The following is a 13,389-nucleotide window of genomic DNA, read 5'->3' on the forward strand; positions in this document are numbered from 1 at the left end:
AAATGTATGGAAAATTGTTGGCAGTTTTTTGGGTCTTAGTGCTATATTACTGAGGTGACTGAGCGTGTAAGAATGGGTGCCAAGTGCTGTGCTATCTGGTGGCAGAGCTCGCGGTTAGTGGCCTCCGTAGGATTGATGTTCGATTGCGATGTCCACAGGCGATAAGAGTTGCTGCGGTCTGCCACAACGGAGTAGTCGCCGTTCTTGCGCACGGTGTCGCGTCCCTTGCCAGGAACCATGGAGCAGATTATGACGTCGAAGCGGTTTACTGAGATGTTCGACAGCAGTATGTTCTCGTCTATCATGACACGCATCACGAGGGCCCACGTCCAGTTCTCCTCGTTGTTTACTATCTTCTCGTTTATGTCCTGTATGAGCTGAATGAGCAGCTCGGCCTTCTCGCCCTTGCGATAGAGCTGGTAGAGCTCCTTCGGCATGTGGTTGGGGTCAATGAGCTGATTGCCGGCTATGCGGCGCACGCTGTCGCGTCCCTCTGCCTCCATGCCCTCATGCTCAGCCCACGCGCTTACAAGCTCTGCATAGGGCTTGCGCTGGCCTTCAGTGGTCTTCGTCTGGGCGTGGCCAATAATGAACTCCACAGGTATTGCTGGCAGTTTAGAAATCGTAGTCGTCATCATGCTTAAATCCCTCAATGCGTTGGTCAGCGTTTAGTCTGTTGGCCACCTTGTCCAATTGTCCGTCGCTACTATTGAAGCGTATGCTGATTATATTGTCATAGAAGTAGTTCTGAAAGACGCTCAGCTGAAAACTCAGCTCTGTGTAAACCTCGTGGACTGTTCCTTGTGCCTGGAAATAGAAGCCCTCGAAGCAGTTGCTGCGCACGCGGTAGATATCGTCATCAGAGTCGCCAAAGCCTGTCAGACAGATGACATCGAGCGTGGCATTGTACTCCATCCTCTCCACCATCTCGCCCGTCTCCTCGTCTTTCTCCTTGGGCAACACTATCTTGCAGCCCAGCAGCTTCATGCGGTCCAATATATAATCAGGACCGGCAGGGTCTATCTGCTGGAAGTCATACTCAATTATTTTCATAACCCATATAAGATTGGTGCCGTTGGGCGGACACAGCACGCGGCAGTCGTCAAGGTCGGTCATAACCATCTTGCCGGCAGGGAACTCCTCGCCTTGGTCTATAATGGGGTAGGACACGGTGTCCACCATCTCGCCCGACTCATCCTCAGTCCATGTCACCATGGTGGCAATGTGGAGTCCCACCAAGCCCCCAGCATAGATCACCTGATAGGGGGCATCGAGTTTCAGAAGTTGTGATTTCATTTGTGTTTTCTCTTGTTTTTCAATCTGAGCACAAAGGTACTAACTTTTTCCCACACCGCAAAGCTCACACTTTCACAGTTTCACAATTCACAGTTTTTTTTCTAAGGGGTACCCCCTGTAGATAGAGTATTATTACTATATCTATTTATATTATTATATATATATTAATATATATTAACATTCTTAATGCAAGTCTTAGCGCCACCCCCCACGTTTTTTTAATTGTGAATTGTGAATCTGTGAATGAGAGGGTGGCTCATGGTGTTCAGATACATCGCCTTCTGTGTTCTTATAAATCACTTAAAGCGTTTAGATAAAACGCTTTACGCGTTTGGTAAGATTGCTTTTCGCCTCGTTTTTGCTGCTTCTGACGCGCTGTTTTCTGCGTTTTACATTTTTTTACATTTAGAAAAATGGTGTTGTTTTTGCATGAAAAAGTGGCTTAAAATAATAATATGTTTGCGCATGTGAATAAAAACTATTACTTTTGTGGTCGATTTTGAAGTCTCCACAACGAGACTCGCTTTTCATTTGAACAGAAACAAACTACCGATTATGAAGAAAATCATTGCCGTTATTGCCGCTTTTTTGCCAATAATGATGTCAGCACAGTATATTTCGAAGGTGTGGAGCCCAGATAATGGTGACGGAACCTACACTAATCCTGTGATAAATGCCGACTACTCAGACCCCGATGTCTGCGTGGGAGCAAGTGGCGAGGACTACTACATGACGGCCTCGTCGTTCCACTGCACCCCTGGTCTGCCCATCCTGCATTCAAATGACTTGGTGAACTGGGAGATAATCAACTATGCCATTGGCAACCTCTATGAAGGCAACGAGGAGCTGCTGGAGCATTTCAGCAGCAAGCCACAGCACGGCAACGGCGTGTGGGCACCGTCTATACGCTACCACGATGGGTGGTACTACATCTACTGGGGCGACCCTGACTTTGGCGTGATGATGGTGAAGACACAAGACCCTGCAGGCGAGTGGACAAAGCCCCTCTGCGTAATCAAAGGGCAGGGCTACATAGACACTTGTCCGCTGTGGGATGAGGACGGACGCTGCTACTTGGTCAACGGATGGGCAAACTCGCGCTCTAAGTTCGCCAGCGTGCTCACCGTTCGCGAGATGAGTGCCGACGGCACACGAGCCATAGGACAGCCTGTGATAGTGTTCGACGGCAACGGCACAGAGAACCGCACCTGCGAAGGACCTAAGTTCTACAAGCACGACGGATGGTACTGGATAATGTGTCCTGCTGGCGGAGTGCCTGAAGGCTTCCAGCTCGCCATGCGCAGCAAGAGCCCCTATGGTCCCTATGAGCACAAGATTGTGCTGGCGCAAGGCAAGAGCAAGATTAACGGTCCTCACCAAGGCGGATGGGTGCACACGAAGTATGGCGAGGACTGGTTCCTTCATTTCCAAGACAAGGAGGCTTACGGACGCGTGGTGCATCTGAATCCTGTGGATTGGACTAGCGGATGGCCTGTGATGGGAAAAAAGGGTGAACCTGTGGCTACTTACAAGAAGCCCATTCACAATTCACAATTCACAATTAAAAATCCGTGCGAGAGTGATGAGTTCAACAGCCCTCGCTTAGGACTGCAATGGCAATGGCACGGCAACTACGACGAGAAGCTCGGCACAGCAACAGCGTTTGGAACATATCGTATCTATAACAATAAACTGTCGGATGGTTGGAAAAACTTCTGGGAAGTCCCCAATATGCTTTTGCAGAAGACACCTGCCGACGAGTTCACCGTTATAACAAAGGTGCGCTTCACTTCTAAGGCTGAAGGACAGATGGGCGGACTCATAATGATGGGCCTCGACTATTCGGCACTCGTGGTGAAGCGCGTGGGGAAGGAGTTCCAACTGGTGCAGCTTACCTGCAAGGATGCCGACAAAGGCAAGCCACAGACTGAGACCGTGCTGGTAACGCTGAAGCCAACGGCTGTGGATAAGATAGACTACAAGCCAGGCATACACGAGGACATCTACCTGCGACTGCGCGTAACCAATGCAGAGGCTGGCGCTCCCCACGGAGGCAAGCCTGTGGTGAAGTTCTCATACAGTCTGAACGGAAAGAAGTTTACAGATTGTGGACAGGAGTTCAACATGCGTCAGGGCAAATGGATTGGCGCTAAGTTCGGATATGTGTCTGTGGAAACAAACGCTAAAGCCGACCGCGGCTGGCTCGATGTGGACTGGATTCACGTGGAGAAATAGCATTTATGAGCGAAAAGGTAGGGAAATGTTTGGCATTCTCCTTGCTTTTTCGTAGTTTTGTGGCCGAAATATCAACTTTTCACATTATTAATAATAACTAAAACAAAGTTTTTATGAAAAAAATCTTTACTCTAATTGCAGTTGCCATGATGGCGCTGGGTGCACAGGCACAAGACTGGAATGCTACAGATGCAAGCCAATTACCTGTAGGAACGGTACTTCTTGACAACGACTATGCCAAGATAGTGACAGCTGTTCAGGACACAGAGGCTGCTCTTATCAAAGATACGCTTGATCAGCCTGATCCCAAGACCATCGCTGGCTACACATTCACCAAGTATGTCAACATCCGTGTGGCAAGCGCTCCTGCTCAGGATAACAACTGGGATGGTACGGCATATACTGATGCAACCCCATTGGGCATCTCGCTTGTAGTCACCACCAAAAAGAACACCGACATGACTCTCTACTACAGACATGGCGATGGAAAGGTTCTGTCTTGCTTTGACCAAACTACCAGACAGAATGTTGCCAACGTAGAGACCGCTGTTGATAACCTTCCCTCGTACTACACTGGAACATTCAAGCTTATTGGTGAACACACTTACACCATCTATGCAACGGGCGGCACAACGAGCCTTTGCGGCCTCTCTACAGCAGAAGGAACTTACGTGGAGCCTTCAGCATTCGTTTATGCTTACAACGGTGAGAAAGTGAATCTTACAACCTATGGCGACGGAGCTAAGATGCAGATTTCTGGTAACACCAGTAAGAACTTTGCTAATGGAGCCAGCATCACAGTGGATGGTGCAAAATACACTGGCATCAAGAACTCTAATGGCGCTCAGAACACCTTTACTGCTCCTGAAGGTAAGAAAATCTACCGCATGTCATTCTATGCTATTCCTAACAATGATGGCGACGAGCCCAAATTTACAGAGTTCAACGGCGTAACATTTGAAACCCCCATTCTTGTTACTACTACAAAGGACGGCAACAACCCCACTGAGACCATCATGTGTGGCAATGGACTGGAGTCAGTTACCTTTACTTATGGCGGCAAGCAGGTGAACTTCGTTGTAAAGGTAGATTACGCTGAATCAAGCTATGATGCTCAGTATGATCCAAATGGCGAAAATGCAATCAAGGCTGTAAAGACTTCTAACGCCAAGACAGCTGTGGTTTACAACCTCGCTGGTCAGAAGGTTGAAGCACAGAAGGGCGTTGTAATCGAGAACGGAAAGAAAGTCGTTAAGAAGTAAGCGACAGAAAACGGAATGAAAATAAAATAGGCAGGGCTGCGCGTTGCGGCTCTGCCTATCTTTTTTCTGCCTAAATCTTCAATTAGTTAATTCAAGTTTCTCAAATTGTTTTTTAACCACGAATTACACGAATTGAACGAATTTATTGCTGCACACAATAACCGAATTTATAACAAATCACACGAATAGGAATCGCTGGCGATTCCTTGCTGAGCCAGCCAATTCGTTTAATTCGTTGCATCTACAATGCATAGTTTTCAAGTCGTTCTGCATAGAAATATTCGTGAAATTCGTGAAATTCGTGGTCGTTATATACATGCGAAAGTTGTATTAGTTAATCATGAACACCTTCTTCTGTCCCTTGTAGGTGGCAGTAACAGTGGCGCGACCCTCAACGATAGGACTGATTTCCACCTTCACCTCGCTGTTGTTGGCCTTAGCCTCAATCTTTGTCTTTGCGCACAGCGGAGCATATACCTGATAGTGGTTGTCCATCATGTAGCCATTCTCGTTGGTAGCCTTGATGGGTTCCGCAGGAATGTTCAGCTTCTTGCCGTTGGCTGTGATAGTAAGCTCTGGCACAACAGGAACCTTGTAGTCGCCTGCTGAGAAGCCTATGCCGTGGAGAGTGAAGAGACCCTTCGGACGCTGGGGCTGCTGTGGGCGAGGGCCGAACTGGCGTCCCTGAGGCTGCTCAGGCTGATTGACAACAGCTCCTTCCACCACGAGATAGATGGCGTGCTTGCCAGTGAGACTTGCCAGCAGCTCGTTGGTCTCCTTTGACAGCAATACTCCTGTATCGCGAGTAACCTTCTTGTCAGTCACAAAGTCCTCGATGACTGCTATCTCGCGTCCCTTGTAGGGGTCGTCAAGAATAACGTGAATCTTGAACTTGCCAGAGCCGCCCTCAGTGGTCATGTTAACATGGAACGTGTTGGGATAGTCCTTGTTGAAGCCCTTGAAAGCCTTGATGCCCTTGGAGTCCTGAGCCAGACCAGCAAAGCTGAAATACTTGAAGCCGATGATGCTTCCACCCATCAAGCCTGCGAGGTCCATTGAGTTGTTCCACACATCGTGGTTGTCCTGCATGTAGTTGTTGGCGTTAGGACCAGCCATGTAGCATGCTATGCCGGCAGAGTAGTAGCCGTAGGGAGGCAGACCGAAGATGTGGAAACCCTCGCTGGTAACCTCGGCACCAGTATATTCGTTGCCATCAGAGGCCTTAGCTGTCCACTCATTGTCCTTAGCAAATGGGTCATAGCCCACGATGCGCACCTTGCCACCCTTTGCCACAGGCTTCTTGTCCCAAGTAATCTTCACTGGAGCAACCATTGCCTGACGGGCATTGCCGAAGCCACGTGGAGGACGGTGATAGAACACGTACCACTGACCGTTGATTTCCTGCAGAGAGCCGTGGGTGTTGTGGCCTGCGTTGGTGGTGATGAGCTTTGAGCCGTCTTCGTTGAGCACCACGCCGCGTGAGTCAACCAGCACGCCGCCTGAGCGCCAAGGGCCGAGTGGAGAGTCACCATAGGCATAGCGCAGGGCAGAGTTTGTGTTGCCAAGACCATACTCTTTGCCAGAGTAGCCAGAGAACACCATCACATACTTGTTGCCAACCTGGCGTATTGACGATGCCTCGAAGAAATTGAAGTCGAGAGGATTCTGACCCTTGTAGAGAGCCTTGTACTCGCTGCCTTCCTTGTCAAGAAGCTTGCCGTCGCGGCTGCTGGCAGGAATGAATGGGTCAATGAGCTCTGTGCCTTCGCGCTTGCAGTACATTTTGTCCTGGTCGAGCTCACAGGCTGTTGAGTGCTGGAATCCGTAGAACACATAGGCGCGATAGCCCTTGTCGTAGTCCTTGTCTTTCTTGTTGTTGACAGGCTCGATGAACACCGATGGGTCGAAGTCTATGAGTGAACCAGGCAGACACTGGGTGCCGTCTTCTGTCAGGTTAACAGGAGTGAAAGGTCCGTCAGGACGGTCGCCCTTACACACCATTGCCACACGGCGCCATCCGCGAGAGTGGGGGTAGAGCCAGTAGGTCTTCTTGCCAGTAGTGCGGTCAACGGTTTCAACGAGGTCGGGAGCATACATGGTGTCCCACTGTCCGTTGACAAACCACTTGAAGATAGGGCCTTCGTCGCGCCACTGGGTGAGGTCTTCCACAGGTGCCGACCACATGCGGACATCGTTGCCACAGTACTTGTTGTAGTGGGTGTCGTGAGAGCCAATGATGTAGGCACGCTTCTTACCAGGATTGTCTGGGTCGTCAAATACACGAGGCTCGCCGTCGGGCAGATGCTCCCACAGAGGCAGGTAAGGGTTCTGAGCGTTTGCTGTCATGCCTGCAAACAGCATCAGAGAGAATAGAATTAGTTTTTTCATGTTAATTTTATATGATTAGTGGTTTCTGAAATTCCATTTTGAGTTGTCGCTGTTGAAGTCCCACTTCGCAAGCGTAGGAGTGCTGTCGCCAGCGCTGTAGAGCACATATTCAGTGTTAAGCTCATCCTGACCGAGTATGCGCTTAGGCATGATGCGGAAGGTGCCGTCGATGGCCTGCTCTATGCGCCACAACTGCGAATCATTGCCAGTGAATGAGGTGGTGGTCAGCTCGTTACCTGGTACAGCACACAAGGCTCGCTCTGTGCCTTCTATCACAATCTTGTAATAGGGACCACCAAGATAGCCGCCTGCTTCAGCTACAGGGGTGATGGTCCAGCGCTGGTGGGGACGGAACATGTAGTCGCCGCAGCGAACGCCAATATCGCCTTTGGGCCATGTGTCTATGACATCTGCCAGCTTCTGATTCTCTATAGGCTTCGTAGGCTCGTTAGGGTCTATGCGCCAGAAAGCCTGTCGGTCCTGTTTCATACGCACGAAATCTACTGCCAGCTCAAGCGAGTAGCCACGACGCACCGACTCAATCTCGAAGCTGCCACCCTTGAATCGGTCGCCTGCTACTGGCCATCCGTTCTTCCACAACAGCGGACGGATGCCAAGAACGCTTCTGCCGCTGCGGTCAAAGTCGGCCTCGTAGTGACACGACATAATTTCTATGCCTTCGTCAATAACAGTACGTCCGAAATGTCCAGGGCCACAAACACGGTCGCCAGCAGCAATGACCATCTTGCCGCCTCCGTGATACATGTCGCGACCTACATTGTCGAGATAAGGACCTGTAACACTCTTCGCGCGTCCCACCACTATATTATATGTGGAGTTCACACCGTCGCAGCAAGTGCCGTGGGTGCCCAGCAGGTAGTACCATCCGTCGCGATAGAGCAGGTCGGTGGCTTCGCAGTCAATGGCAATGTCCTGCTCCTTGTTGCCTTTCACACGCTCTCCGGTCTTGGGGTCAAGCTCAATGAGGCGTATGGTGCCGAAGTATGTGCCGTAGCTTACCCACAGACGACCTGTAGTGGGGTCGAGAAGTAGGCTTGGGTCAATGGCATCGTTGTCCTCCATACCGTCTGACGCAGCCACCTCAACAGGAGTGGTGAACTTAAAGTCGGGCGACTTGGGGTCGAGCGTCTTGTTCCACATGGTGAGAATCCTGCCGTTGTGGCCTCCGCCAAGACCACCGCCTGTGGCACCATATATAATAAGGTAGCGGTCGCCAATCTTCATCACGTCAGGAGCAGCACCTCCACCAGGGCGCTCAGCACCACTGTGCCAAGACCAGCCATCGTCAGAGATTAGTCCGCCTCCACCTGTTCCGAAGGTATAGTACTTGCCTTCACACTCGGCTATCGTTGAGGGGTCGTGAATATAGGGAGCACCTGTCTGTGCTGCAACATTGCTTATGAATAGTGAGCTTTGAATAGCACACAGTGTCAATAGTATCTTTTTCATGATTTATCTTATTACAAAGTTGGTTACAGGTTGGTTTTTCTCATCGAGGAAGCGCACGCACATGTCGCTAAGACCAGGACCGTTTACCACGGCACAGCGAAGCACGTTGCGACCTTTCTTCAGATTAATGCGACGTGATGTGCCATCGTCTTCCACCATGCGGCGGTCGCCTTCGAGAAGAAGCACCTCATCATCGTTGAGCCACCACATGGAAGCACCATTGGAACCGGCTGCCAGGCGAACATTGTTTATCGCTTCGTCGCAGTCGATGATGGTCTCGCACCAGAAGAACGAACCGTAGGTCTGTTTGCCATATCTCTCGGCAAAGCGGAAAAGCTTCATGTTGTAGTTCTCGCTTTCGAGGGTGTACCACTTGGCTTTCTTCTGCTTTGGCAGTTTTGCCAGTTCGGTAGCAAACTTGTCGCGAAGCCATGTGTTAGTAAAGACAACATTTGAACGCACGTCAACTGCTATAGGTTCCATGAGGCGCCAACGGCGGATAAATCCATTTTCATCGGGTCGAGAAGTAGGCTCGTTGCTGCCAACAAGTGAGAAATACTTGGGGCGGTTCTTGAACTGCAACCAGTCAATAGACACTCCTTCGCCCTCAGCTGTGATGCAGAGGTTGGCTATACCTTTAGGTACAAAGTTGAGATCTGAGGTGAGTGTCATCCACTGGCCTCTATGGTCGCGACGGAATGGCGTAGGCACGCCTGGTCTTGTGGTCTCACTGAGAACGGTCATCTTCAGACGAGCAATAATCTTTCCCTTCGCATTCTTCTCGCGAACGCAGAACTCGGTGTTTGCATTTGCCTTAGCACTCAAAACAAGATAGCCGTTGTCAATACAGCTGAAGTCAATGTCGTTGTAGATTACCCAACTGCCTTTCTTCATGAGGTTGACGCATGCTCCATTGGTGTAGTTCGTGGTATCTGTATATTCCGTTGTAACATCCTTTGATGCTGTGCTGTAGCGGTCTATGTCAATCTTCTCTGTGGCTTTGTTTATGCCAACACCACGCATGGTCTCTTTCACTTCCTTGATAGTTCCGTCAGCATTGAACTGAACTCGCTCTATACATACAGAGCGACGCTTGTCATCGCGGGGAGAGAAGAAGTTTGTGTGGTAGAACAGATACCACTGTCCCTTATATTCCACAAAGCTATGATGATTGGTCCAGCATCCGTTGGGGTGCTCAGCCATGATGATGCCTTTGAAGTCCCAAGGACCAAGGGGCGATTTCGACATAGCATAGGCAAGGGTTTCAGTGGGGTTGTCGCCATCAACGCCTTTCTTTCCTCGAACCCAAGGAAATGTGAGGTAGTACCAGTCGCCACGCTTGAAGGCAAAAGGACCTTCCTTGAAACCTTCAGGCAGACCTTCCATCATCTTCGCCTCGCCGTCAAGCTCTTTCATGTTGCCTTTCAATTTGGCACCACGGATGCCCATGCCACTCCAGTAGAGATAGGCTTGGTCGCCATCAGTCAAGCAGCAGGGGTCTATGCCCATGACACCCTTTATGGCTTCCGGCTCACAACGGAACGGACCTTCAGGACGCTCAGCTGTAGCAACGCCGATGGCAAAGCCGCGACCTTCTTTTGGCGCATTGGGGAAATAGAAATAGTATTTACCGTTCTTCTCCACACAGTCAGGAGCCCACATGGAGTAGGCGTTAGGTTTTCCCCAGGGAACAGAGTTCTGGTCAATAATCATACCGTGGTCTGTCCACTCCGTGAGGTTCTCTGACGAGAAGACGTGGTAGTCTGCCATGCAGAACCAGTCCTTACGCTGACCTTCAGGAGGAGTGATGTCGTGGGAGGGATAGAGATATACCTTGCCGTTGAACACACGTGCTGTGGGGTCGGCAGTAAATTGGTTTTTGATAATTGGGTTTTGTGCAGCAGCAAACAGCGGAATGGCAAGCAGCGCACAGGTTAGTTCTTTTTTCATACTAATGGTTATAGTAGGTTGTTATTGATTGCAAAATTAATAATAATAAGTTGTATTACAATAATATAAAAGGCGGTTGTTTCCGCAATGTAACGTAGTCAAAAGCATATGCAACAAATTTACAACAACGAGTTCTGTTAAAATCGTAACTTTGCAGCAAAATACCAATTAATATAAAAACAACCTATGAAGCGTTTCTTATTTAGTTTGATTCTTGCAGGAGGATGCTGCGCTGTCAGCATGGCTCAGATGCTGCCTTATCAGAACCCTTCACTCTCAGCAAGAGAGCGTGCTAAGGATTTATGTTCACGCCTGACATTAGAGGAGAAAGCAAAGTTGATGCTCGACGAGAGTCCTGCTATTCCACGCATGGGAATAAAGAAATTCTTCTGGTGGAGCGAAGCATTGCATGGAGCTGCCAACATGGGCAACGTGACTGTATTCCCAGAGCCTGTTGCAATGGCGGCATCGTTCGATCCAGACTTGCTCTACAAGTGTTTCGATGTGGCATCAACAGAGTTCCGCGCACAGTATAATCATCGCATGTATGACCTTAAGGGTGAGGACGAAAAGTTCCACAGCCTCTCTGTATGGACTCCTAATGTGAATATATTCCGTGACCCGCGATGGGGCAGGGGACAGGAGACTTATGGTGAAGACCCCTATCTGACAAGTGTTATGGGACTACAGGTGGTTCGTGGATTGCAGGGACCAGAAGATGCAAAGTATCGCAAGCTCTGGGCTTGTGCTAAGCACTATGCCGTTCACAGCGGACCAGAATATACTCGCCATACTGCAAACCTCAACAATGTGTCGCCACGAGATATGTGGGAGACTTACATGCCTGCGTTTAAGGAACTGGTGCAGAAAGGCAAGGTGCGCGAGGTTATGTGTGCCTATCAGCGTCTTGACGATGACCCATGCTGTGGCTCCCAGCGACTGCTTCAGACTATCCTTCGCGATGAATGGGGATTTGACTACCTTGTAGTTAGTGACTGTGGTGCTGTGAGTGATTTCTACGAGTCTCACAAGTCATCATCAAGTCCTGTACATGCTTCAGCTAAGGCAACCATCGCTGGTACAGATGTTGAGTGCGGATATGGCTATGCTTACAAGAGCATACCTGAGGCTGTTAAGCGTGGACTGATGACAGAGGCAGAGGTTGACAAGCATGTCATCCGTTTGCTTGAGGGACGTTTCGACTTGGGCGAGATGGACGATCCTTCGCTTGTGGAATGGTCTAAGATTCCTTATTCAGCTATGTCAACAAAAGAGTCGGCACAGTTGTCGCTTAACATGGCGCGCAAAACAATTGTGCTGTTACAGAACAAGAACAATGTGCTTCCTCTGAAGAAGAACAAGGAGAAGATTGCAGTCATTGGACCTAATGCCGATAACACTCCAATGATGTGGGGTAACTATAACGGTCAGCCGAACCATACCATTACCATCCTCGATGGCATAAAGGCAAAGCAAAAGAAGCTGCTCTATACAAAAGGATGTGACCTTACTTACGACAAGGTGAAGGACTGTCTGATGGCAACTCAGTGCAGCTTCGAGGGAAAGAAAGGCATGAAGGGCACGTTCTGGAACAACCGTAAGATGGAGGGCAAGCCTGTCACAACACAGTATTATACTCAGCCATTGGCTGTCACCACCTTCGGCATGCATAACTTTGCACCTGGCGTACAGCTTGAAGACTTTTCCGCAAAATACGAGACCGTCTTTACACCTCAGGAACCAGGCGAATATGTGGTGGATGTAGAAGGTTGTGGACAATTCGAACTTTATATTGACGGAGAGCGTAAGTGCCGTCATCGCATATGGCGCACAACACCTAACCATATCGTTATTAATGCAGAAAAGGGCAAGAGCTATAACATAGAAGTACGCTTCGCGCATGTACATACTTATAATGCTAACCTTGCTATCAACATAGCTAAGGAATATCCTATTGATTACAATACAACAATCAATCAGCTGAAAGGCATAGATAAGGTAATCTTCGTAGGTGGCATATCGCCAGCTCTTGAGGGAGAAGAGATGCCTGTGAATATTGACGGATTCAAAGGAGGCGACCGCACACATATTGAGTTGCCAAAGGTGCAGCGCGAATTACTCAAAGCTTTGAAAGATGCAGGTAAGACCGTTATCTTTGTCAACTGTTCAGGCTCATGCATAGCTTTGCAGCCTGAGACAGAGACTTGCGATGCAATCCTTCAGGCTTGGTATCCCGGACAGGAAGGTGGTACTGCTGTGGCCGACGTGCTCTTTGGTGATGTGAACCCAAGTGGAAAGCTGCCTGTAACATTCTATAAGAACAGCAATCAGCTGCCTGACTATGAGGACTACTCTATGAAGGGACGCACCTATCGCTATTTCAACGATGCTCTGTTTCCCTTCGGCTACGGACTCAGCTACACTAACTTTGAAATAACGAAAGCCAAAGTAGAGAAGAATGGTACTATTCCTACTGACTGGACATTGACAGCAGAAGTGGCTAATAATGGCAAGCGTGACGGAGCAGAGGTAGTACAGATGTATATACGCAATCTTCAGGATGCCGAAGGTCCATTGAAATCGCTTCGTGGTTTCGAGCGTGTCAACGTTAAGGCAGGACAGACTGCTACTGCTACGATAAAGCTCAATAGTCAGTCTTTTGAGTTCTGGGATGCAGAGACCAACACCATGCGAGTGAAGCCTGGCAAATATGAGATTCTTGTCGGCAACAGCTCCAGCGACAGCAACATGAAGAAACTAATGATAACCATACAATAACCAAACAAAG

General features: G+C 49.3%; 8 protein-coding genes. 3 read left to right on the forward strand and 5 right to left on the reverse strand.

The window, feature by feature from the left end; all coding sequences use genetic code 11:
* Positions 1-41: 41 nt before the first annotated feature.
* Both M1L52_RS10410 and M1L52_RS10415 read right to left on the reverse strand, forming a co-directional pair.
* Positions 42-638, reverse strand: coding sequence for a hypothetical protein (locus M1L52_RS10410; protein WP_248614932.1), 597 nt, complete (start codon positions 636-638; stop codon positions 42-44).
* Positions 616-1,296 (reverse strand): hypothetical protein, encoded by a 681-nt coding sequence (locus M1L52_RS10415; RefSeq protein ID WP_248614933.1) that lies wholly within the window; start codon positions 1,294-1,296, stop codon positions 616-618. Before M1L52_RS10415 ends, M1L52_RS10410 begins: the two co-directional genes overlap by 23 nt.
* 555 nt (positions 1,297-1,851) lie before the next feature.
* Between M1L52_RS10415 and M1L52_RS10420 the strand changes: the two genes are divergently transcribed.
* Both M1L52_RS10420 and M1L52_RS10425 read left to right on the forward strand, forming a co-directional pair.
* Positions 1,852-3,531 carry a glycoside hydrolase 43 family protein gene (locus tag M1L52_RS10420; protein ID WP_248614934.1) on the forward strand — a complete coding sequence of 560 codons (1,680 nt, stop codon included), beginning with the start codon at positions 1,852-1,854 and terminating at the stop codon, positions 3,529-3,531.
* Positions 3,532-3,644: 113 nt separating this feature from the next.
* Entirely contained in the window at positions 3,645-4,793 is a 1,149-nt protein-coding gene (locus tag M1L52_RS10425) for a hypothetical protein (protein WP_248614935.1), read from the forward strand.
* Positions 4,794-5,123: 330 nt separating this feature from the next.
* Here the strand turns inward: M1L52_RS10425 and M1L52_RS10430 are convergent, their stop codons facing one another.
* Genes M1L52_RS10430 through M1L52_RS10440 form a run of 3 tightly spaced genes read right to left on the reverse strand, consistent with a single transcriptional unit; the run spans position 5,124 to position 10,601 of the window.
* Entirely contained in the window at positions 5,124-7,181 is a 2,058-nt protein-coding gene (locus tag M1L52_RS10430) for a hypothetical protein (RefSeq protein ID WP_248614936.1), read from the reverse strand.
* Positions 7,182-7,196: 15 nt separating this feature from the next.
* Entirely contained in the window at positions 7,197-8,651 is a 1,455-nt protein-coding gene (locus M1L52_RS10435; protein WP_248614937.1) for a family 43 glycosylhydrolase, read from the reverse strand.
* A 3-nt stretch (positions 8,652-8,654) separates the two neighbouring features.
* Positions 8,655-10,601, reverse strand: coding sequence for a family 43 glycosylhydrolase (locus M1L52_RS10440; RefSeq protein ID WP_248614938.1), 1,947 nt, complete (start codon positions 10,599-10,601; stop codon positions 8,655-8,657).
* Between the two features lie 186 nt (positions 10,602-10,787).
* Here M1L52_RS10440 and xyl3A point away from each other — a divergent pair, with 186 nt between their 5' ends.
* Positions 10,788-13,379, forward strand: coding sequence for a xylan 1,4-beta-xylosidase (gene xyl3A, locus M1L52_RS10445; RefSeq protein ID WP_248614939.1), 2,592 nt, complete (start codon positions 10,788-10,790; stop codon positions 13,377-13,379).
* The last annotated feature ends 10 nt before the right edge of the window (positions 13,380-13,389 follow it).

Source organism: Prevotella sp. E13-27 (assembly GCF_023217965.1).
GTDB lineage: Bacteria > Bacteroidota > Bacteroidia > Bacteroidales > Bacteroidaceae > Prevotella.

Excerpts from the sequence above, each read along its gene's own strand:
- M1L52_RS10435 (WP_248614937.1), bottom strand. The coding sequence starts at position 8,651 with ATGAAAAAGATACTATTGACACTGTGTGCTATTCAAAGCTCACTATTC.
- M1L52_RS10425 (WP_248614935.1), top strand. The coding sequence starts at position 3,645 with ATGAAAAAAATCTTTACTCTAATTGCAGTTGCCATGATGGCGCTGGGT.
- M1L52_RS10420 (WP_248614934.1), top strand. The coding sequence starts at position 1,852 with ATGAAGAAAATCATTGCCGTTATTGCCGCTTTTTTGCCAATAATGATG.
- M1L52_RS10415 (WP_248614933.1), bottom strand. The coding sequence starts at position 1,296 with ATGAAATCACAACTTCTGAAACTCGATGCCCCCTATCAGGTGATCTAT.
- M1L52_RS10430 (WP_248614936.1), bottom strand. The coding sequence starts at position 7,181 with ATGAAAAAACTAATTCTATTCTCTCTGATGCTGTTTGCAGGCATGACA.
- M1L52_RS10410 (WP_248614932.1), bottom strand. The coding sequence starts at position 638 with ATGATGACGACTACGATTTCTAAACTGCCAGCAATACCTGTGGAGTTC.
- M1L52_RS10440 (WP_248614938.1), bottom strand. The coding sequence starts at position 10,601 with ATGAAAAAAGAACTAACCTGTGCGCTGCTTGCCATTCCGCTGTTTGCT.
- xyl3A (WP_248614939.1), top strand. The coding sequence starts at position 10,788 with ATGAAGCGTTTCTTATTTAGTTTGATTCTTGCAGGAGGATGCTGCGCT.